General features: G+C 65.9%; 17 protein-coding genes. 3 read left to right on the top strand and 14 right to left on the bottom strand.

Features of this window, described 5'->3' with window-relative positions; translation table 11 throughout:
- Together hgcA and ACYQ3G_RS02000 are read right to left on the bottom strand one after the other, a co-directional pair.
- The gene (hgcA, locus tag ACYQ3G_RS02005; RefSeq protein WP_459821913.1) at nucleotides 1-1,170 is read right to left on the bottom strand and encodes a mercury methylation corrinoid protein HgcA; all 1,170 of its coding nucleotides are present in this window, start codon (nucleotides 1,168-1,170) and stop codon (nucleotides 1-3) included.
- A gap of 6 nt (nucleotides 1,171-1,176) precedes the next feature.
- The gene (locus ACYQ3G_RS02000; protein ID WP_459821911.1) at nucleotides 1,177-1,455 is read right to left on the bottom strand and encodes an ArsR/SmtB family transcription factor; all 279 of its coding nucleotides are present in this window, start codon (nucleotides 1,453-1,455) and stop codon (nucleotides 1,177-1,179) included.
- Between the two features lie 130 nt (nucleotides 1,456-1,585).
- Here ACYQ3G_RS02000 and ACYQ3G_RS01995 point away from each other — a divergent pair, with 130 nt between their 5' ends.
- The 3 genes from ACYQ3G_RS01995 to pabB all read left to right on the top strand — a co-directional run bounded on the left by ACYQ3G_RS01995 (nucleotide 1,586) and on the right by pabB (nucleotide 4,783).
- The gene (locus ACYQ3G_RS01995) at nucleotides 1,586-2,431 is read left to right on the top strand and encodes a rhodanese-like domain-containing protein (RefSeq protein WP_028578446.1); all 846 of its coding nucleotides are present in this window, start codon (nucleotides 1,586-1,588) and stop codon (nucleotides 2,429-2,431) included.
- A gap of 333 nt (nucleotides 2,432-2,764) precedes the next feature.
- The gene (locus ACYQ3G_RS01990; RefSeq protein WP_156902640.1) at nucleotides 2,765-2,902 is read left to right on the top strand and encodes a hypothetical protein; all 138 of its coding nucleotides are present in this window, start codon (nucleotides 2,765-2,767) and stop codon (nucleotides 2,900-2,902) included.
- Between the two features lie 153 nt (nucleotides 2,903-3,055).
- Nucleotides 3,056-4,783: an aminodeoxychorismate synthase component I gene (gene pabB, locus ACYQ3G_RS01985; RefSeq protein WP_459821909.1), complete on the top strand. Its 1,728-nt coding sequence runs from the start codon at nucleotides 3,056-3,058 to the stop codon at nucleotides 4,781-4,783.
- Between the two features lie 105 nt (nucleotides 4,784-4,888).
- Here pabB and ACYQ3G_RS01980 read toward each other — a convergent pair whose 3' ends face one another.
- From ACYQ3G_RS01980 to ACYQ3G_RS01925, 12 genes are all read right to left on the bottom strand, one after another.
- A complete protein-coding gene (locus ACYQ3G_RS01980; RefSeq protein WP_028578448.1) occupies nucleotides 4,889-5,317 on the bottom strand; it encodes a MauE/DoxX family redox-associated membrane protein in 429 nt (142 codons plus the stop codon).
- Entirely contained in the window at nucleotides 5,314-6,021 is a 708-nt protein-coding gene (locus tag ACYQ3G_RS01975) for a rhodanese-like domain-containing protein (protein ID WP_459821905.1), read from the bottom strand. Before ACYQ3G_RS01975 ends, ACYQ3G_RS01980 begins: the two co-directional genes overlap by 4 nt.
- A gap of 63 nt (nucleotides 6,022-6,084) precedes the next feature.
- Nucleotides 6,085-9,300, bottom strand: coding sequence for a response regulator (locus ACYQ3G_RS01970; protein WP_459821900.1), 3,216 nt, complete (start codon nucleotides 9,298-9,300; stop codon nucleotides 6,085-6,087).
- Nucleotides 9,301-9,383: 83 nt separating this feature from the next.
- A complete protein-coding gene (locus ACYQ3G_RS01965; RefSeq protein WP_459821895.1) occupies nucleotides 9,384-10,229 on the bottom strand; it encodes a CheR family methyltransferase in 846 nt (281 codons plus the stop codon).
- 3 nt (nucleotides 10,230-10,232) lie between these two features.
- Nucleotides 10,233-12,290 (bottom strand): chemotaxis protein CheA, encoded by a 2,058-nt coding sequence (locus tag ACYQ3G_RS01960; RefSeq protein WP_459821892.1) that lies wholly within the window; start codon nucleotides 12,288-12,290, stop codon nucleotides 10,233-10,235.
- A gap of 23 nt (nucleotides 12,291-12,313) precedes the next feature.
- Complete coding sequence (locus ACYQ3G_RS01955; protein ID WP_028578452.1) at nucleotides 12,314-12,676, bottom strand: response regulator; 363 nt, start codon at nucleotides 12,674-12,676, stop codon at nucleotides 12,314-12,316.
- Nucleotides 12,673-12,990 (bottom strand): STAS domain-containing protein, encoded by a 318-nt coding sequence (locus ACYQ3G_RS01950; RefSeq protein ID WP_459821889.1) that lies wholly within the window; start codon nucleotides 12,988-12,990, stop codon nucleotides 12,673-12,675. The genes ACYQ3G_RS01955 and ACYQ3G_RS01950 overlap by 4 nt, the downstream gene beginning before the upstream one ends.
- A 15-nt stretch (nucleotides 12,991-13,005) precedes the next feature.
- Nucleotides 13,006-14,928, bottom strand: a complete 1,923-nt coding sequence (locus ACYQ3G_RS01945; RefSeq protein WP_459821886.1) for a methyl-accepting chemotaxis protein — start codon at nucleotides 14,926-14,928, stop codon at nucleotides 13,006-13,008.
- A 54-nt stretch (nucleotides 14,929-14,982) separates the two neighbouring features.
- Complete coding sequence (locus ACYQ3G_RS01940; protein ID WP_459821883.1) at nucleotides 14,983-15,477, bottom strand: chemotaxis protein CheW; 495 nt, start codon at nucleotides 15,475-15,477, stop codon at nucleotides 14,983-14,985.
- An 18-nt stretch (nucleotides 15,478-15,495) separates the two neighbouring features.
- Entirely contained in the window at nucleotides 15,496-17,529 is a 2,034-nt protein-coding gene (locus tag ACYQ3G_RS01935) for a methyl-accepting chemotaxis protein (RefSeq protein ID WP_459821879.1), read from the bottom strand.
- 200 nt (nucleotides 17,530-17,729) lie between these two features.
- Nucleotides 17,730-18,215, bottom strand: coding sequence for a chemotaxis protein CheW (locus tag ACYQ3G_RS01930; protein WP_459821875.1), 486 nt, complete (start codon nucleotides 18,213-18,215; stop codon nucleotides 17,730-17,732).
- 18 nt (nucleotides 18,216-18,233) lie between these two features.
- Entirely contained in the window at nucleotides 18,234-20,261 is a 2,028-nt protein-coding gene (locus tag ACYQ3G_RS01925) for a methyl-accepting chemotaxis protein (protein ID WP_459821871.1), read from the bottom strand.
- Between the last annotated feature and the right edge of the window lie 66 nt (nucleotides 20,262-20,327).

Here is a 20,327-nt window from a genome sequence, read left to right as displayed (position 1 = left end):
TCACGTAAAATTGCCGACCACAAAGAGGGCCGCGGCCACGAGCGTGCCCGCAGCCTGCACTGGGATGGCACGGCGCATCTCCTTTTCCACACCCGAGGGTGAGGTGTAGGGCGTGGAGCCGGTGAAGTTGAGTCCCAGCCATGACGCCAAGACCACGGTCCAGAGTCCCGCCCCGAGAACCCCGATGTCGGGCTGTGCGGGGAAGATGGCCGGCAGCAGCACGGCCAGGGCCAGGCCAAGGCCCGCGCCGCCCAGGGAAAAGAGGCGCGTGCGCAGCGCGGGCAGGAGCAGGGGAAAGAGAATGGCTCCGGCGGCCAGACCCAAGCCCGTTGCGCTCGCGGCCATGAGCCAGCGCTGCCCGGTGGTCCGCAGGGAGAAATCGGGACCGATGAGGCTCAGCACGGCCGCCACCAGAAATGCGGCGAGGATCAGCTTCCATCCCAGCACCAGTTCCACGGGAATGACCGCCGCGCGCTCCCTCAAGGAGAAGGTCACCTCGCGCATGGCCTCGTCGACGCCGTGGTCGAGGTAACGGGGCAGGTCCTCGGCCCGGACGGGCCCGAACACGGCCTCGAACCCGCAGGCCTTGCGCAGGTCGCGGGCCCGCACCCCGTTGGCCCCGAGCTGGGGCAGGATCAGGCGGCGGTGGGACACGACGCGCTCAAGCCCCGTCTTTTTGACCTGCTCGCTGACCCCGGCCGCGCTGAAGGTGCCCTTGCCGCCCGCGCACCAGACGTTGATGCCGCGCGTGTCGACCACCAGCAGCCAGACGTCGCGCCCGGCCAGGGCGAAGCGGACCGTGTCGAAGGTCAGCTTGTAGTTGGCCGTGACGACCACCGGGGAGTCGGGACCGGGAGCGCCCACGGCGTAGAGGCCGGGGTTGACGGTATAGTGGTTGCGGTCGAGGCCCAGCCGGGCGCGGCAGGTCCCGAGCCGGTCCTGCGCCGTAGGGCTGGTCCGCAGGCGTGGGATGCGCCCTGCGGCGGTGGGCGTGAAGGCTTCGACGTAGTGTTCGATGCGGTAGCCCGGAAGGTCGTCCACCCCTGCACCAGGGGCCGGCGGCGGGCCTCAGCACGCCCCCGGTGCCGGGGAGGGAGAGGGCGCGCCGGGGGCGCACGGATCTGAACACGGGCCGGAAGGGGCCATGGGAAAGGGCTGCAAGGGTTTCATAATTTCCTAGAGTGCGGTGACTAGGTTTTTGAGTTCGGCCAGCCGGTCCTTGTCCGCGCAGTAACAAATCCGCGGGCCTTCGATCTCCCCGCGGATGAGCCCCGCTTCCTTGAGCTGCTTGAGATGCTGGCTGACGGTGGATTGGGCCAGGGGCAGGATGCTGACGATCTCGCCGCAGATGCAGCGGTCGACCTGCAGCAGATGCCTGAGGATGGCCACCCTGGCGGGGTGACCCAGGGCTTTGCAGAGGGAGGCGAGGGCGTCGTCGTGTCTGTCCTGGCTCATGATCGGCTCCACTTATAAATCGTATTTCGTAAAAATACGATAAGCCGCTTTTTGCGTCAATCCCTGGCCGTGTATTGAATTTTCCCCCATCCGGGGGCATTATGAACAAACACATTTTCGAGGAGGCACCATGCGCTGGAAACAATTCTTCACCCCGGTTCAGTCCATGAATCCGGACGAGGCCCGGGCCTATCTGTCCGACAAGACCCTGCAGGAAGTGACCATTCTCGATGTGCGCCAACCCGGCGAATACGAAGAGGGGCACATTCCCGGCGCCAAGCTCGTGCCTATGGCCGTGCTGGCGGATTCCCTGCACGAGATCGACAGCTCCAAGCCCGTGCTCGTCTACTGCGCCATCGGCGGCCGCAGCCGCATCGCAGCCCAGACCCTGGCCGGCAAGGGCTATGACCAGGTCATCAACCTCTCTGGCGGTTTCAAGGCCTGGACCGGCCAGGCGGCCTACGGGCCCGAGGAGGAGGGCGTCGACCTTTTCGCCGAACTGGACAGCGCCGAGCAGATCCTGGCCACGGCCTATTCCCTGGAGGACGGGCTGCGCGATTTCTACCTGCGCATGCAGGAGCGGGCCTACGACGAGAAGCTCAAGAGCGTCTTCAGGCTGCTGGCCGACATCGAGATCAAGCACAAGGACCGGCTGTTCGAGGAGTACACCCGGTTGACGGGCAAGGACGACCGGGGGGCCTTCGAGTGCACCTTTGTCACCCCGCTCATGGAAGGGGGCATGACCACCCAGGAGTATCTGGAGCGCTTCAAGCCCGACATGGACAGCCCCGTGGACGTCGTGTCCATGGCCATGTCCATCGAGGCCCAGGCCCTGGACCTCTACATGCGCGCCGCCGTCTGGACCACGGACGACGAGAACCGCGCCATCCTGGAACAGATCGCCAGCGAGGAGAAGAGCCATCTGGCCCGTCTCGGCCAGCTGCTGGACGAAATGTACGCCGACGGCAAGCCCTGATTCTCTCCAGTATCCAAAACGCCGCAGCGCAAGGGCCCGTGTCGAAGTCGTACCGACTTTGCGCGGGCCTTTGCTGCGCTTGGGAAGCGGCCCAAGCGCGCGGCGTGACCATGGGAGAAGATGCGTAAGTGCGTGGGAGAGGAATTGCGCACCGCGTACGGTCTTTGCGCGCGCATTTCGGATCAAAACTCTCATCATTCATCACTGCCGGATCAATATCCTTGGAGAACGGGCAGTTGACCCCCATCGTGCGGCCAGGCACGCGCTTTGCTCAATGGATGCCAACGGCGACGGCCATGTGGTCGCCTGCCAGCAGACTTTCGGGGGTGTGTCATGAAGCAGATCTGTTACCTTTTCTGGATTGCCGGGATGGCGACTCTTGTTGCTTATGGCTGGAGCGATAATATCCTCAATCAGGTTTCCGAGGTGGTCCGATTCATGGGGCGGCTTGTGGCCTTCATGATGGTCTGACCCTCCTCCTCTCGCGTGTCCGCAGCCGGAAGGACCTGGCATCCTTCCGGCTGCGGGGTTTTTCTTCGCGCCTTTTCCTCTTAGGGGACGTTCGTCCGCACCATCCTGCTCCCGCGCTGTTGCGCTCCTGTACGGCCCGTTATAGGCCACGGCATGCCTGCCGTCGTCTTTTCCCCCGATCATGGGTCCTGGGTGCGCTACGAGCTGCCCGTGGCCGTATTCGAAGCGCATCGCCATGACGAGATTCCCGGCCTTCTGGCACATCTTGAAGGCGAAGTGGAGCGGACGGGCCTGCACGCCGTCGGCTTTCTGGCCTACGAGGCGGGAAGCGCCTTCGATGCGGCCATGCCCGCCGCGTCCTGCGCGCCCTTCCCGCTGGCCCGGTTTGGGCTCTACGGGCCGTCCGTGACCATCCTTCTTGACGCCACCGCTCCCGCTCCCGCCCTGGCCTGGACGTCCGAACTGGACGAACCCGCCCACGCCGGGGCGCTGGCCCGCATCCGCGAACACCTGGCCTGTGGCGAAACCTATCAGGTCAACTTCACGCACCGCCTGCGCGCACGCTTCGACGGGGACCCGTGGGCCCTCTTCTGCCGGCTGGCCGCCCGCCAGCCCTCGCCGCACTGCGCCTATGTCGACACCGGGGATTTCGCGGTGTGCTGCGCGTCGCCCGAGATGTTCTTCGAACGTGAGGGCGAGATGGTCCGGTCGCGGCCCATGAAGGGCACCGCGCCCCGCGGCCGCTGGGCCGGGGAGGACAGGGCCATGGCCGAAAAGCTCATGGGTTCGGAGAAGGAGCGGGCCGAAAACGTCATGATCGTGGACATGGTGCGCAACGACCTCGGCCGGGTCTGCCGCCCGGGCAGCGTCCGGGCGCCCGAACTGTTCCGGGCCGAGCGCTATCCGACCCTGTGGCAGCTGACCTCCCTGGTCGAAGGAATGACAACGCTGTCCACGGCCGAGGTCATGGCCGCCCTGTTCCCGGCCGCGTCCATCACCGGCGCGCCCAAGGTCCGCACCATGCACCTTATCGACGAGCTCGAAGTCTCGCCGCGACGCATCTACACCGGCACCATCGGCGTCATGCTGCCGGGGCGGCGGGCCCGTTTCAACGTGGCCATCCGCACGGTCCTCGTGGACCGGAAGGCCGGGACGGCGGAGTACGGCGTGGGCGGGGGCATCGTCTGGGATTCGGCCCCGCGCGACGAGTACCGCGAAACCCTGCTCAAGGCGCGGGTGCTGGATGCGCCGGCGCCCGAATTTTCCCTTCTGGAGACCATGCGCTGGAGCCGGGCGACCGGGGTGTTCCTTCTGGAGGAGCATCTGTCTCGCGTTGCGGAGAGTGCGGAGTATTTCGGATTCAGGCTGGATGTCGAAGGTCTGCGGTCGGAAATCGAGGCTGCGGTTCGGAATGCGGTCGGAACGGGCGGCGTGCTGCGGCTGACGGTCAACGCGGGCGGGTCGGTCGGGCTGGAGCGGCGGGCCCTGCCTGCGCCAGGGCCGTGTCGTGTCGCCCTGGCGCGTACGCCCGTCGATTCGCGCGCCCCGTTTCTCTATCACAAGACCACGCGCCGCGACGTCTATGAGCGGGCCCGTGCGGAGGTCCCAGGGGTGGAAGACGCGCTGCTCGTCAACGAGCGAGGGGAGGTTACGGAATCGACCATCGCCAACCTGGTGGTCGAGCTGGACGGCGACCTGCTGACGCCGCCCCTGGACAGCGGTCTGCTGCCGGGCACCCTGCGGGCCGCGTTGCTGCGGGCGGGGCGCATCCGGGAGCGGGCCGTGCAGGCGAGGGAACTGTCCCGGTGCTCCAGGATGTGGTTGATCAATTCCGTGCGGGGGTGGCGCAGGGCCACCCTGGCTGACCGGGACGAATCGTAGCGGGCCGCCCGAGGAAGGCGATCCGCTGCGTCAGCGAGAAAAGCCAGGATGCGCAAGACACTGCGCACCCTGGCTTTTTCGCTTCATGGAGTTTTCGCCAGCCGGCTAGTCGCCCTCGGGCGCTCCCCGCTGCAGCAGGGCCGCGGCCAGGCCCAGGGCCAGGAAGAGGCCGTCGCGCACGATGTACCACGTCATGTCGCCAGAAGGCACGCCTCCGGACGTGAAGCACCCGCAGGACAGGTCGATGCCGCGCAGGCGGGCGCTGACGAGTGCGGCCAGGAACACGACGAGCATGGCGTTGGCCAGGAAGAGGGCGGGCTTCATCCAGACCCGGCACAAGAGCAGGGCGGCCACGACCAGCTCCAGCCAGGGCAGTGTCAGGGCCGTGAAATTGATGAGCGCGTCGGGCAGGATGAGGTAGTAGCTGATGCTTGCGGCAAAATCCGTAGGCGAAAGGATCTTCTGCGGCGCAGCGGCCAGGAAGACGAGGGCCAGGGCGATGCGCGTGGAACGGGCAAGGGACGCCGTGTTCATGACTGACCTCCGTCGTGTTCAGGGTTCCGCCCCGTGGCCGTGGGCAGGCCCTGCTCCTGCCACAGGGTCCAGCCGTTCAGCAGTTCGTGAACGTTTTCGATGCCCTGGGCCCGGAGAGCGTCGGCCAGGTCCGCGCTCAGGCTGCAGCGTTCGCCGTCGCAGTAGGTGATGACCGTCTTGCCCTCCAGACGGTCCCGGACGGCGGGGAAATTCTGTTCGAAAGCATGGAGGGGCAGGGAGAGGGCGCCCTGGACATGGCCTTCGGCATATGTCTCGGCGTCCCGGGCATCTACGAAGACGGCCTGTCCGGCGGAAAAGAGCGCGGCGGCGTCCTGCAATGAAATTTCTCCGCCGGCCGGGGGAACGGTTGCGTTCTCAGCGGGCGTGAACTCCTGCGATGCGTTGCCGGTGTCGGCGCCGACGTTCTCGGCGGGGGTGGAGTTGTCCGTTCCCGGCATCGTTTCCGCCGTTGTTTCGGCGGAGGCCGGCTGGGCCGCGGATGCGTTCTCCGACAGGGAATCGGCGTCCGTCGGCGTTGTCTGGTTCTGTGCTGCGGGAGCCTGGGAGACGGGGGCGGCCGGTGCCTTTCTGGCCTCGACCAGCGGCAGGCTGACGGGCCGTGAGGCGTTGAAGGCCAGCCCGAGGCCCACGGACAGGCCGACGGCGACCAGGGTCTGGAGGACGAAACGTGTGGATGCTTTCATGCCTGCTCCTGTATGGTTCGGCCTGTTCCTACGGCCTGAAGGCCTCCAAGGCAAGGGCGGCGTTCACTCTCCCCCAGGCGGACGTCTCCCCTCGGGCATCGTGCGATGGAATTCTTCCAGAAGCCGGTCCAGGGCCTCGGACAGCGCGTCCAGGCCGTCCCGGCACGCGTTCACCCGTCCGGTGGCCGCGACGGTTTCCAGGGTCATGGCCGTTTCGCGCAGCCTGTCCGCACCCAGGTTGGCCGAGGCGCCCTTGATGCTGTGGGCCTGGGAGGCCAGAAGATCGAAATCCCCCTGCGACAGGGCCCGGCGCATGATGTCCAGGCGCCGCGCGGCATCGGCGCGGAAGCCGCCGACGATGTCGCGGGCCAGGTCCTCGTCGTCCAGGATGCGGGCCATGAAGGCCTGCCTGTCCCAGACGGCCTGCCGCGCGTCATCCGCGGCCGGGGCCTCGCGCGGAATCTGCCTGCGGCGGTCCCCGCCCGGCAGCCAGGCCTGCAGCGCCTCGGCCAGGGTCGTGAGGGCGATGGGCTTGGGCACGTAGTCGTTCATGCCCGCTTCGAGGCATTTCTCCTTGAAACCCGTCTGGGCGTGGGCCGTCATGGCGATGATCGGCACGTCATGGTCGAGGGCGGGGCCTGCGTGGTCGCGGATGAGGCGCGTGCACTGGAAGCCGTCCATGACCGGCATCTGCACGTCCATGAGCACGAGGTCGTAGGCCGTGCGGGACAGCGTCTCCAGGGCCAGGGATCCGTTCTCCGCGGCGTCGGCCTTGATGCCCATGTTCGACAGGATGCCCAGGGCGACCTGCTGGTTGGTCACATTGTCCTCCACCAGGAGGATGCGGGCATTGCGGTCCGAGAAATTCGGGATGACCCGCCTGACCGCCTCCCGCGCCACATGCCGGGTGACGAAGGCCGGCCCCGCGCCCCTGCCCATGACGATGTTCAGGCAGGTCTTCAGTTCGCCGTGCAGGACAGGCTTGCACAGGTAGCCGGAGAAGCCCGCCTCGCGGAAGCGTTTGGCGTCGCCGCGCTGGCCCAGGGAAGTCATGAGCAGCGTGCGGGTGTGCCGGAACCTGTCGTCGGCATGGATGGCCCGTCCCAGGGATTCCCCATCCATGACCGGCATGCAGTGGTCGAGCACGGCCAGGCGGAAGGGGTCCCCCGCCGTGGCGGCCCGGGCCAGCTTGTCCAGGGCGCCCGGTCCGCCCTCGGCCTCGTCGGGGCGCATGCCCCAGGCCGCAAAGCGGGCCATGAGAATTTCGCGGTTTGTGACGTTGTCGTCCACGACCAGCACCCGCAGCCCTTCGAGTCCGCCGGGATCGAGGGCTCTGGCTCCCGCCGCAGTGGATGCTTCGAGCCGGACGGTGAACCAGAAGGTGGAGCCCCGGCCCAGGACACTCTGTACGCCGATCTCGCCGCCCATGAGTTCGACGAGTTTCTTCGAGATGGACAGGCCCAGTCCGGTGCCGCCGAAACGTCTGGCGATGGATGCGTCCGCCTGGGTGTAGTCCTCGAACAGGCGCTCCCGCATGTCTTCGGGGATGCCGATGCCCGTGTCGCGGACGGCGAAGAGCAGGGTGATGGGCTCGGCGTCCTGCGGGCTCGCGGCGTGGGCCAGGGAGACGCGGACCTCGACCTCGCCCTCGGGGGTGAACTTGATGGCGTTGCCCGCGAGGTTGGTGATGACCTGGCGCAGCAGGGCTGGCTCGCCGCTGAAGTGCTCCGGGACGTCCGGGTCGGCGGAGCAGATGAATTCGATGCCGCTTTCCGCCGCCTTCACGGCGAGCATGGAGGCCACGTCGTCGAGGAGCGGGCGCAGATCGAAGTCCAGGCCCTCAAGTTCGAGGCGGCCGGATTCGATCCTGGAAAGGTCCAGGATGTCGTTGACCACGGCCAGGAGGGATTCCCCGCTGGATTTCAGTGTGCGTACGTAGCGGCGCTGCGTCTCGTCCAGCCGCGTGTCCATGAGCAGTCCCGTCATGCCGATGACGCCGTTTAGCGGCGTGCGGATCTCGTGGCTCATGCGGGACAGGAAATCGCTCTTGTCGCGCGCGGCCTGCTCGGCCCGCAGCCGGGCGTCGTCGAGTTCCAGGTTCTTGAGCTCCATCTGCTGGGCGAAGTCGTTGAGCCTTTGCTCGGCCTTCTTGCGGTCGGACACGTCTACGAAGCATTCCAGCAGCTTTTCCCGGCCTTCGATGATGACTCGCTTGACGGTCTTCAGGATGGCCAGCCGGCTGCCGTCGGCCCGGAGCATTTCCCGTTCCGAGTTCTCCAGCGTCATGCCCTGGTCGCAGACGGGGCATTTTCCCCTGGCCGACGGGCAGAGCAGTTCGTGGCAGCAGCGGCCGATCAGGTCCGCGGGATCGGCGCCGAAAAGGGCGGCCACGTGTTCGTTGGCGCGCTCGATGGCCCGCGTCTGGCCGTCGACGATGACCACGCCGATGGGCAGGATGTCCAGCAGGACGCGCTGCAGGTCTTCGCTCTCGCGCACGGCCCGTTCCATCCGGGAGCGTTCCGAGATGTCCTCCAGGGTCGCGATGGCGCCCGTTGGGGACTGTCCGGGCTGGATGGGCTTGAAGTTGGCGCGCAGAACCCGTGTCGCCCCGCCGGTCACGGACGTGTACTCCCCCTCGATGAACGCCGGCTTGCCGTTCAGGGCCCGCTCCAGTCCGGCGCGTGCGATGGGGGATTCCAGATGGGCGGCGCTGAAGCCGATCAGTCGGTCGCGGGTTGAGGACATGAGTTCCACGACCACGTCGTTGCAGTCGATGATGGCGCCTGCGCTGTCGAACAGGATCATGCCCAGCGGCGAATTCTCGAAGATGATGCGGTGTCGCAGCTCGCTTTCGACCAGGGCCTGCTCCACGGCCTTGCGGCGGGTGATGTCGGTCATGAACCCCTGGTAGAGGTTCACACGGCCGTGCTTGTCGCGCATGGCCCTGGCGTTGCTCGAAACCCAGAGGGTCGAACCGTCGCGGCGTTTGAAGCGGCATTCGTAATTGATGAGCCGGCCGTCGGACTCCATCCTGAGGATGAACTCGTCCCGATCTTCGGGGGCGAAATAGATCTGCGCGGCGATGTCCGTGATGGAGCGGACCATGTCTGCCGGAGAGTCGTAGCCGAACATGCCGGCCATGGCCGGGTTGACGGCCAGGAAGCGGCCGTCCAGGGTCGACGTGTAGACGCCGATGGGGGCGTTGGCCAGGACGTCGTCGCTGTCGAAGCCGTCGGCGGCGCCTTGCGTGACGCGGCGGGCGAGGAGTCTTTTGAGCATGCGCGGTGCCGTTCTCGTTGTACTGCGTTCCGGGGGATACAGGGCTTTGGGTGCGTCGCTTTCGGCGTTCTCGGGCGTCCGGTCTAGATGCGGACGTAGGTGGCCGGCGCCAGCTGCTGCAGCGGCAGGCCCGTCCCGGCCAGGCTTTCCGAGTGGCCGATGAAGAGGTGTCCGCCGGGTTCGAGGTGGTTGCAGAACTTCTGCACCAGCTCGTTCTGGGTCTTTTTGTCGAAATAGATCATCACGTTGCGGCAGAAGATGAGGTCCATCTTCTCCCGGAACTGGAAATTGTCCATGAAGTTCAGGCGCCGGAAGCTGACCGTCTCGCGCAGTTCCGGCGCGATGCGCACCATCCGCATGTTCTTGTCCTTGCTGCGCAGCAGGTACTTGCGGCGGAATTCCACCGGGATGGTGGCGATCTTCTCCTCTTCGTAGACGGCCCTGGCGGCCTTGTGCAGGATGTCGGTGGAGATGTCCGTGGCCACGATGGAGAAGCGCAGGGGACTGACCCGCTCGTGATAGTCCATGAGGGTCATGGCCGTGGTATAGGGCTCCTCGCCCGACGAGCAGCCGGCGTTCCAGACGGTGAAGACCCGTCCGGCGTTTTTTTTCTGCCACTGGGGCAGAATCGTCTGGGACAGGAATTCGAAGTGCCTGGGCTCGCGGAAAAAGCTCGTGGTGTTGGTGGTCACGGCGTCGACCATCTGGGGCAGCTCCACTTCGAGCCCTTTGAGGGACTGCAGGTACTCCAGGTACTGCCCGTAGGAGCGCATGTTCAGGGTGCGCAGGCGGCGCTGCAACCTGGCCTGGAGCATGGTCCTCTTGGCCTGGGTGATCTTGATGCCCAGTTCCGAATAGATGAACTCGCTGAACTGCTTCAGCTCCCGGTCCGTCATCAGGGGGGCGTTCTGGCCGCTTGCGTCGTACATGGGTCAGATGCTCAGGGCCGCGATGTCGAGAATGAGAGCCATGCTGCCGTCGCCTTTGATGGTGGCCCCGGAGATGCCGCGCACGTCGCGGTAGACCTTGCCCAGGCTCTTGATGACGGTCTGGTGCTCGCCGATGACCCTGTCCACGACGATGCCGACCCTGCTGCTCTGGGAATTGCAGACCACGACCTGCTCGATGGGCGGCCGCTCGCCGGGGATGTCGAAGTTCGTGCGCAGGCTGACCCATGGCACCATCTGTCCGCGCAGGTTGATGAAGGTCGCGCGCTCCCCGTCCTGGCGGATGAGCTCCACGCACTCCTCCACGGCGGCCAGCGGCATGATGAAATAGCTCTCGCCCACCTGGACCTGCAGGCCGTCGATGATGGCCAGGGTCAGGGGGATGCGCACGGACACCGTCGTGCCTTCGCCCGGCGCGCTGTCCAGGGACACGCGGCCGCGCAGGGCGTCGATGTTGCGCTTGACCACGTCCATGCCCACGCCTCGCCCCGAGACGCTCGTGATCTTCTCGGCCGTGGAGAAGCCCGGCGCGAAGATGAGCATGAGGGCGTCCTTGTCAGAGATCTGGGCGTCGGCGGCGATGAGTCCCTTCTCCACGGCCTTGGCCCGGATGCGGTCGGGGTCGATGCCCGCGCCGTCGTCGATGATGCGGATGAGCACCTCGCCGCCCGAGTGTTCGGCCGAGAGCACGATGCGTCCCTCGGGGTTCTTGCCGCGCGCGGCGCGTTTCTCGGGGCTTTCGATGCCGTGGTCGATGCTGTTGCGGAGCAGGTGGACCAGGGGGTCGCTCAGGCGCTCGATGACGGTCTTGTCGAGCTCCGTTTCCTCGCCGTGGGTTTCCAGGGCGATGCGCTTGCCGAGCTCCTGGGACAGGTCGCGCACCAGGCGCTTGAAGCGGCTGAAGGTCGTGCCGATGGGCAGCATGCGGATGCCCAGGGTGTTGTCGCGCAGTTCGTCGGACAGACGCTCGATCTCCTCGGAGATGGCCTGCAGCCGCGGGTCGTTCTGCTCGCTGGCGAACTGGGTCAGCCGGGCCTGGGCCGTGACCAGCTCGCCCACCAGGTCCACCAGGAAGTCGAGCTTCTGGGCCGGCACGCGGATGCTCGAAGCCTGGGCTTCGGCTCCGGCCGTCTGCTTGAGGCGCTTGACCTCCTGCTGTTCTGCCAGGGCCGCCTCGACCTGGCTGCGGCTGACCAGGCCCGCCTCGGACAGGAGCTGGCCGATGGGCTTGCGATCCAGGAGGATGCGTTCGAGGGCGTCCTTGGTGATGTCGTTCTTGTCGACCAGGATCTGGCCGATGAGCTGGTAGGACTCCTCGTCGATGGTCTGGCAGCTGCCGACCTTCTGGATGTCCAGCTCGCAGTCCTCCTCGACGAAGATGAAGACGTCGCGGATCTCGTCCTCGCTGCGGGTCGTGGTCAGGATGACGTCCCAGAAGACCATGCACTGCTCGGGGTCCAGGGCGGAGAGCTCCGGGATGTCGCGGGTGTGCATGATGACGTGGTGTTCGCCCATCTCGCACAGTTCTTCGAGCAGCGCGGCCGGATTGGTGCCGGTCATGAAAATGTTGCGGGCCGGGACGAAGCGGATGCGCCAGGCGGCCAGCTCCGGGGCATTGTCGCAGCAGGGCGGGGCTTCGGCTTCCGGGACGGCCGGAAGCTCCTCCGTGGCCGGGGTGAGGGCCTTGAGGCCGACGATGACCTCCCTGGCCCTGGCCTCGCCGCCCTGGTCCTCGCCTTCGAGCATGGCCAGGATGTGGTCCCTGGCCAGCAGCGTCAGGTTCAGAAGCTCCTTGGACACGGCGATCTGCCCGTTGCGGGCCAGGTCGAAGACCGTTTCGACCTCGTGGGTGAAAGAGGCGATGTCCTCGAAGCCGAACATGGCGCCCGAACCCTTGATGGTATGCATGGCCCGGAAGACCCTGTTGATGACTTCCGAGTCTTTCGGGTCCTCCTCCAGTTCGAGGAGGGAGGACTCCAGTTCGCCGAGCAGTTCGAAGGCCTCTTCCCGGAATGCCTGCCGGTTCAGTTCTTCTCTGGACATGGGCGATCCTTGGGTCAGGGTTTTCAGCGCAGCAGTTTCTTGGCCACGGCCAGGAGCTGGTCCGGTTTGAAGGGTTTGACGATCCAGCCCGTGGCGCCGGCGGCCTTGCCCTGTTCCTTCTTGTCGGCCTGGGATTCCGTGGTCAGCATGACGATGGGAACGAACTTGTACTGGGCGTTGGCCCGCACGTTGCGGATGAATTCGATGCCGTCCATGTTGGGCATGTTGAGGTCCGTGACGATCATGTCCACGGGTCCGGACAGTTTGGCCAGGGCGTCCTTGCCGTCGCAGGCCTCGATGACGGAGTAGCCGGCGTCCTTGAGGGTCAGGCTGACCATCTGCCGGACGCTGGCCGAGTCATCGACCGTCATTATTGTCTTGCTCATACGTGTTCCTCGATTCGGGTCGATATTTCCTTGATCAGGCTGTCGGCGCCCACGCTCGCCGCGAGTTCGACGAGCCCGTCGGGCAGGGGCAGGAAGCCGATGCGCCGGGACTGGTCCTTCAGCAGGGCGTGGAGCATCTGGACGAAGGACAGGTCGAATCTGTCCGCCTCCCGGAGGTCCAGGCTGAAGGGCTCCGGCGCGGCCAGGCGGGCCATGAGTTCCGCATGGATCTGCGTGGCGTGTTCCAGGGTCAGGCTGCCTTCGAGCCGCAGGACCGGATGTTCCGGGGTGCCGTGGATGGTGCTCGCGAACATGGGGGCTCCTTCGGGTTAGAAAAGTTCCACGTTGTCACCGAAATCCTCATCGGGATCGGCGGTCTTCTCGGCCTTCCGGGGGGGCTTTTCCGCTTCCGGGGCATCGAAGAGCTCGACGTTGCCGTCGTCGAAGAGCTCGACGTTGTCGTCTCCGAAGAGTTCGACGTTGTCGTCCCCGAAGAGCTCCACGCCGTCGTCGCCGAAAAGTTCCGCGTCGCCGTCCGTCGCATGGTGCCCGAGCACCGCGAGGTGCACGAGACGCTCACTGTCCATGGTGTAGCGGGACAGCTGCTCCTTGAGCTTTTCGGGCTGGCTGGCGGCGTCGAGTTCCGGGCCGAAGGGGGTGAAGCCGCGCTCGAGCTCCAGGATGCCCTTTTCCAGCTCCTGCAGTTGCCTCGAGACCGTCTCGTGGAAATGGATGGAGGAGGTCAGGGTGCGGATCTGGACGATGAGTTCCCTGCCCAGGCCGGAAAGGTGGCCGATATCGCGTCCGAGTTCCGCGTCCAGGGAGGCCAGGCGGCCCAGGACCGACTCGAAGCGGTCCTGGATGCCTCCGACGAGTTCGGTCACGTCCGACGAGCGGGCCAGTTCGGACAGCCGGTCGGCCAGGGTCGAAATGTGGTTCAGGATCGTGGCCACTTCGCCCGTGCGGGTCCGCGCCTCCACCGAGAGGTTCTGGATTTCCATGGCGATGACGCCCAGCGTGCGGCCCAGGTCGCCGGTATGGGCCGCCTTGACGCGGGCATTGAGGGCGATGAGCTCGATCTCGGCCCCGATGTCCTCGATGCCGTGCACGAAGGAGCTGACCGTGGAGATGGTCTCGGCCATGCCGGACATGGTTCTGGACATGTCCGCCACATGGCTGCTCGACATGCGCATGGCGTCCATGACCTGGGCGATCTGCCGGCGGATGGAGTCGAGGACCGACGGGCCTCCCTGGTCCGCGTAGGCCACGGCGGCAATCCTGTCGCCGAGCCCGCGGGTGTTGTCGGCGATGGAATTCAGGTTGCTGATGAACTCTTCCACGGCCTGGCGGAACATTTCCTCGGCCTGGCGCAGCAACGGGGCCTGCAGCCGCAGGACGTCGCGCACCCAGGCGCCCATCCCGACCATGTCGCCGTCTGCGGGCAGTCCGCGGATCTCGCCCTCGGCCTGGGCCAGGATCTCCTCGACGTGCTCGACCTGCTGACGGGTGATGTCGTGGAACTGCACCGAGGCGATGACGTGTCCCATGCTCTCGGTCACCTGGCGCGACCCCTTGGCCAGGTCCACGACCAGGGCCGCGGAATCCGTGCGCATGGTCTCCAGTTCGGCGATGCCCGAGAAAAGCTGCGCGAACATGTCCTTGACGCCTTTCTCCTGCGCGGAAATCTGACCTCTGCTGCGGTCCAGGGACGAGGCGACCTGGTTCATGAGCAGGGCCGAGTGTTCGCCGATCTTGGCCGTGTGCTCGTCGATGACGTTTCCCAGGGCCTTCACGTCGTCGGCCAGGGTGGTGAAGCCCGAGCCCGAGGCGCCGAGGCGGGCGCTTTCGATGCGCGTCGTGATTTCCAGGACCTTGAGGGTCCGCACCAGGGGGGTGAAGCGGGCCATGGCCTGGTCCAGGGTGCGGATGAGCCCCAGGACCTCGGTCATGCCCTGCAGTTGCTGCGTCGCGGAAACCGAGGAGAACACGGCTTTGGCTTCGGCCGTGTGCTTTTCGAGTTCCGCGATGGCCGCGTGGAGGGCGCCTTCGCCCACGGACGAGGCCATTTTCGTGGCCGTCGAGGAGAATGTGTTCGCCTGGGAGTTGATGCCGAAGACGGTGGTTCCCAGCCGAAGAAAGTCATCCTCCCGGTCCTTGATCACGCTGGACAGGCGGGGCAGCAGCGCGGGCAGGCCGCGGGCGCATTCCACCAGGACGGGGCCTAGGGGGTTGGGTGCTGTTTCGTTCGACATGAACCAATCCTTTTCACGAAGCGGGCCGCGCCGCAAGGCCCGGCCCGCAGTGTTTCAGTCGGGAGCGTTGTCCGGTTCTTCCAGGGCTTCGAGCAGATGGAGTTCTTCGGACGAGAAGACCTTTCCGATGTCGAGGATCATGATGAATTCCTCGTTCTGCTTGCCCATGCCCTTGATGAAGTCGGCGCGGATGGACGTGCCCATGCGCGGCGGCGGGTTGATCTGGTCGCTGCCCATCTCGAAGACCTCGCGCACGGAGTCCACGATGGCGCCCATGTGGCTCTTCTCGCCCTCCACCTCCACGTCGACGATGATGATGCAGGTGTTCACCGTATCCTTGACCCGGGGCATGTCGAACTTGATGCGCAGGTCCACCACGGGCACGGCGTGGCCGCGCAGGTTGATGACCCCGCGCATGAAGGGCGGGGTCTTTGGGATGCGGGTCACGGGCACGAGTTCGATGACCTCGCGCACGGACCCCGTTTCCAGGGCGAAGACCTCCTCGCCCAGGCCGAAGGTCAGATATTGCTGCGTCGTGTTGTCGCTCATGAGTTACCTCGGCCCTGGTTAGAAGCGTTCGAATTCGTCGTCCTCGTCGTCGCGGCCCATGTCCAGGGCCAGGCCCGCACCCGCGCCCTTCTGGGGCAGTGCCTTGGCCGGCTTCCTGGCTGGCTGGGGCTTGCCGCGGCGTGCGGCCTGGCGTGTGACGCGGGCGGCCGTGGCGCCGAGATGGAAGAAGGAGATGGTCGACTGCAGCTGTTCGGCCTGGCTGGACAGTTCCTCGGAGGTGGATGCCATCTCCTCGGAGGCCGATGCGTTCTGCTGGATGACCTGGTCGAGCTGCTGCAGGGCCTTGTTGATCTGCTCGGCGCCGGCGTTCTGCTCGTTGCTGGCCGCGGAGATCTCCTGCACGAGCTCGGCCGTGCGCTGGATGTCCGGGACGAGCTTGGTCAGCATCTGCCCGGCCTGGTCGGCCACGGAGACGGTGGAGGAGGACAGCTCGCTGATCTCGGCCGCGGCGGTGCCGCTGCGTTCGGCCAGCTTCCTGACCTCGGCCGCGACCACGGCGAAGCCCTTGCCGTGCTCGCCGGCGCGGGCGGCCTCGATGGCGGCATTGAGGGCCAGGAGGTTGGTCTGGCGTGCGATCTCCTCGACGATGGAGATCTTCTCGGCGATGTTCTTCATGGCGCCCACGGCCTGGACCACGGCCTGTCCGCCGGCCTGGGCGTCCTGGGCTGCCTTGAGGGCGATCTTCTCGGTCTGGGTGGCGTTGTCGGCGTTCTGGCGGATGTTGGAGCTCATCTCCTCCATGCTGGACGAGACCTCCTCGACGGACGCGGCCTGCTCGGTGGCGCCCTGGGAGAGCTGCTCGGACGAGGCGCTCAGCTCCTCGGAGCCCGAGGCCACGTTGTCGGAGGCCGACTGGACCTCGCTGACGACCTCGCGCAGCTTGGCGACCATGTCGCGCAGGGCCTGGGCCAGGATGCCCAGTTCGTCCTTCTGGTTGACGTCCACCTCGGCCGTCAGGTCGCCCTGGGCCAGCTTGCGCGCGAAGTCCACGCCCTTGTACACCGGGCCGGTGATGGACCGGGTCAGCAGGAGACCGAGGGTCAGCGCGATGATCACGCCGACGACCATGCCGCCGATGGCCATGGCGGTGTCCGTGTTCGCCTCCTGGCGTGCGCCTTGGACCGCGGTCTGGCTTTCGCCGACGCCGAGCTCGACGAGCTCGAGCATGTGGCCGTCCAGCTTGGCCTGCGTGGCCTTGGACTCTATCATGAGCAGCCGTCCCATCTCCTGGAACGTTTTCTGGGCGTCTTCGGCCTGGCCGCGCATGGCGCGGAACTGGGCGAAGACGTTTTCGGCGATGGGCAGCAGGGTCATGTACTTGGCCTTGGCTTCCTCGCTGCGGCCGGCGGCGGTCAGCTCCTTGATCTCGCGAATGGTCTGGTGAAAGGCTTGGTGGTTCGGCGCGACCGCGTCCATGGCGCCCTTGAGCTGGGCGTTGGCGGTGGAAAAGCCGGCCGCCCACTTGCCGAAGCCGCACGCGGTGTGGTCAGTCCCCCCCTCGAACGCCTCGCCCGTGGCCATGAGCTTTCCGACCTCGGTCATGAGTTTGTAGTGGTCGCCGCGGTATTGCTGCAGCCGGCCCATGAGGTCGTCGGGGTTCATGATGTCCAGGGTCAGCAGATGCTGGTTGAGCTCCAGCACCTTGTTGTTGGCGCCGGCCAGGGTTGCCAGGGTCGCCTGGCACTCCTTCCATTTGGCGTCCTCGGTGGCGGTGCGCGGCAGGGCCGTGTAGGTGTCGGCCGATTTCTTGTAGTGTTCGCGGATGCCCTGGATCTGGACCGGGATGTCCCTGCGGTCCTGGGCCGAAAGCTCTGCGCTCAGCAGGGTGCGCAGGTTCGTGGACAGGTCGGAGATGCTTCCCTTGATGCGTAGCAGATGTTCGACGGACGGCAGGGAAACGTTGCCGAGGGTTTCGATGCTGCCGGAGAGGCCGCGCATGCCTGCAATGCAGACGAGTCCGATGATCAACGCGATGATGGCGGTCATGCAAAAGCCGCCGATGAGCTTGAGACCGAGTTTGATGTTTTTCACGAACGTCTCCCTGGGGCGGTGGGGTTAAAAGTGTATGAGCTTGTACCCTCTGTCACAAGGCGCCGCGTTATGCAATGCCTCGTGTGATTGTATGACAAGGTCCTACATCTTTTACCTGCATACCCCTTTCCCGCTGTCGCCCTTGTCCGGCGGCTCGTATACGGGCCGCCGGACAAGAAACGCTCGTTTTTCATCGTGTCTCAGTCTTCATCAAGATCGTTTTCCGCCATCATCTGGAGTTCTTCGGACGAGAAGACCTTTCCGATGTCGAGGATCATGATGAATTCCTCGTTCTGCTTGCCCATGCCCTTGATGAAGTCGGCGCGGATGGACGTGCCCATGCGCGGCGGCGGGTTGATCTGGTCGCTGCCCATCTCGAAGACCTCGCGCACGGAGTCCACGATGGCGCCCATGTGGCTCTTCTCGCCCTCCACCTCCACGTCGACGATGATGATGCAGGTGTTCACCGTATCCTTGACCCGGGGCATGTCGAACTTGATGCGCAGGTCCACCACGGGCACGGCGTGGCCGCGCAGGTTGATGACCCCGCGCATGAAGGGCGGGGTCTTTGGGATGCGGGTCACGGGCACGAGTTCGATGACCTCGCGCACGGACCCCGTTTCCAGGGCGAAGACCTCCTCGCCCAGGCCGAAGGTCAGATATTGCTGCGTCGTGTTGTCGCTCATGAGTTACCTCGGCCCTGGTTAGAAGCGTTCGAATTCGTCGTCCTCGTCGTCGCGGCCCATGTCCAGGGCCAGGCCCGCACCCGCGCCCTTCTGGGGCAGTGCCTTGGCCGGCTTCCTGGCTGGCTGGGGCTTGCCGCGGCGTGCGGCCTGGCGTGTGACGCGGGCGGCCGTGGCGCCGAGATGGAAGAAGGAGATGGTCGACTGCAGCTGTTCGGCCTGGCTGGACAGTTCCTCGGAGGTGGATGCCATCTCCTCGGAGGCCGATGCGTTCTGCTGGATGACCTGGTCGAGCTGCTGCAGGGCCTTGTTGATCTGCTCGGCGCCGGCGTTCTGCTCGTTGCTGGCCGCGGAGATCTCCTGCACGAGCTCGGCCGTGCGCTGGATGTCCGGGACGAGCTTGGTCAGCATCTGCCCGGCCTGGTCGGCCACGGAGACGGTGGAGGAGGACAGCTCGCTGATCTCGGCCGCGGCGGTGCCGCTGCGTTCGGCCAGCTTCCTGACCTCGGCCGCGACCACGGCGAAGCCCTTGCCGTGCTCGCCGGCGCGGGCGGCCTCGATGGCGGCATTGAGGGCCAGGAGGTTGGTCTGGCGTGCGATCTCCTCGACGATGGAGATCTTCTCGGCGATGTTCTTCATGGCGCCCACGGCCTGGACCACGGCCTGTCCGCCGGCCTGGGCGTCCTGGGCTGCCTTGAGGGCGATCTTCTCGGTCTGGGTGGCGTTGTCGGCGTTCTGGCGGATGTTGGAGCTCATCTCCTCCATGCTGGACGAGACCTCCTCGACGGACGCGGCCTGCTCGGTGGCGCCCTGGGAGAGCTGCTCGGCCGAGGCGCTCAGCTCCTCGGAGCCCGAGGCCACGTTGTCGGAAGCCGACTGGACTTCGCTGACGACCTCGCGCAGCTTGGCGACCATCTCGCGCAGGGCCTGGGCCAGGATGCCCAGTTCGTCCTTCTGGTTGACGTCCACCTCGGCCGTCAGGTCGCCCTGGGCCAGCTTGCGCGCGAAGTCCACGCCCTTCTGCACGGGCACGGTGATGGCCTTGGTCAGGAACACCGCCGTGAAGATGCCGATCAGCACGCCCACGGTCAGGCCGCCGATCATGACGGTCGATGCCGTGGACAGGTTCTGCACGGCCTCGTCGGCGATCTTCTGGGTGCCTTCCAGGCCCGCCTCGGCCGTCTGCTGGGCGGCCGCAAGGACATCCTGACCGGATTTGGCCCGCTTGGCGTTGATCTGGTCGAGTTCCTTCCAGTGCTCGCCCAGACTGGTCATGGCCGTCTTGTACTGCATGGCGGCCTCGCGCGTGGCCGCGATCTGCTTGAGGTTGACTTCCTGCCTCGTCACGGTCTTGAGTTTGTCGAACAGCCCTTCCATTTTGGGAAAATTGTCCATGGCGGCTTCGACGAGCTTCAGGTCGCGTGTGGCCTGGGCGCGCCAGACCTTGATGCGGGTGTCGTTGCCGAGGTCGATGATGTCGTTGAGCCAGGTGATCTTGTCGAGGCGCTCCGACAGTTTCTCGGCCGAGGCGCCTTCGGCCATCTCACGTTTCATGGCCTCGTTCTGGGATTCGAGAAAGTCGGCGCAGTTCTTCATGTACGATGCGGCGCCCTGGTCCAGGGCCTTGCGGTCGTTGTGCATCGCCTCGACGACGTCCACGGTCTGGTCGGACAGGGCGACGTAGGCGGCGACCTCGCCCTTGGCCGTGACGACCTGCTCCTTCAGTTTGACCAGCGAAGGATAGGCCTGCGCGTGCTTCTCGGCCACGCCCAGGCCCTGCTGCACGGCGGCGAGCTTCTTGCGCCCCTCGTCCAGGAAGGTCTGCTCTTCCGTGAAGGCGTAGCCGCGCCAGGCGTACATGGCCAGCAGGGACGAGCGCTCGATCTCGTTGGCCATGCCAACTTCCGGGACATACTCCTTGGCCAGGCGGATGGAGTCGCCCTCGACGCCCTTCATGTTGAACACCGCCATGCCGCCGAGGATGCATGCAATGAGAATCAGAACTCCGAAGCCTCCGCCGATCTTGATTCCCAACTTGATGTTTTTCATTCGTCCCTCCTTGTGAGTGAAACGGCGGAAATCCGCCAAAATTCTTTCCCTCTGGCCTGTGTATTG

Source organism: Desulfomicrobium salsuginis (assembly GCF_054657795.1).
Note: the sequence above shows the minus strand (reverse complement) of the source record. Positions and strands in the feature narration are given on the sequence as shown.

What these genes read in the sequence shown, in the direction of transcription:
- ACYQ3G_RS01975 (WP_459821905.1), bottom strand. Translation starts at nt 6,021, where the DNA reads ATGAAAGCATCCACACGTTTCGTCCTCCAGACCCTGGTCGCCGTCGGC.
- ACYQ3G_RS01990 (WP_156902640.1), top strand. Translation starts at nt 2,765, where the DNA reads ATGAAGCAGATCTGTTACCTTTTCTGGATTGCCGGGATGGCGACTCTT.
- ACYQ3G_RS01945 (WP_459821886.1), bottom strand. Translation starts at nt 14,928, where the DNA reads ATGTCGAACGAAACAGCACCCAACCCCCTAGGCCCCGTCCTGGTGGAA.
- ACYQ3G_RS02000 (WP_459821911.1), bottom strand. Translation starts at nt 1,455, where the DNA reads ATGAGCCAGGACAGACACGACGACGCCCTCGCCTCCCTCTGCAAAGCC.
- ACYQ3G_RS01980 (WP_028578448.1), bottom strand. Translation starts at nt 5,317, where the DNA reads ATGAACACGGCGTCCCTTGCCCGTTCCACGCGCATCGCCCTGGCCCTC.
- ACYQ3G_RS01995 (WP_028578446.1), top strand. Translation starts at nt 1,586, where the DNA reads ATGCGCTGGAAACAATTCTTCACCCCGGTTCAGTCCATGAATCCGGAC.
- ACYQ3G_RS01965 (WP_459821895.1), bottom strand. Translation starts at nt 10,229, where the DNA reads ATGTACGACGCAAGCGGCCAGAACGCCCCCCTGATGACGGACCGGGAG.
- ACYQ3G_RS01955 (WP_028578452.1), bottom strand. Translation starts at nt 12,676, where the DNA reads ATGAGCAAGACAATAATGACGGTCGATGACTCGGCCAGCGTCCGGCAG.
- ACYQ3G_RS01960 (WP_459821892.1), bottom strand. Translation starts at nt 12,290, where the DNA reads ATGTCCAGAGAAGAACTGAACCGGCAGGCATTCCGGGAAGAGGCCTTC.
- ACYQ3G_RS01925 (WP_459821871.1), bottom strand. Translation starts at nt 20,261, where the DNA reads ATGAAAAACATCAAGTTGGGAATCAAGATCGGCGGAGGCTTCGGAGTT.
- ACYQ3G_RS01930 (WP_459821875.1), bottom strand. Translation starts at nt 18,215, where the DNA reads ATGAGCGACAACACGACGCAGCAATATCTGACCTTCGGCCTGGGCGAG.
- pabB (WP_459821909.1), top strand. Translation starts at nt 3,056, where the DNA reads ATGCCTGCCGTCGTCTTTTCCCCCGATCATGGGTCCTGGGTGCGCTAC.
- ACYQ3G_RS01970 (WP_459821900.1), bottom strand. Translation starts at nt 9,300, where the DNA reads ATGCTCAAAAGACTCCTCGCCCGCCGCGTCACGCAAGGCGCCGCCGAC.
- ACYQ3G_RS01950 (WP_459821889.1), bottom strand. Translation starts at nt 12,990, where the DNA reads ATGTTCGCGAGCACCATCCACGGCACCCCGGAACATCCGGTCCTGCGG.
- ACYQ3G_RS01940 (WP_459821883.1), bottom strand. Translation starts at nt 15,477, where the DNA reads ATGAGCGACAACACGACGCAGCAATATCTGACCTTCGGCCTGGGCGAG.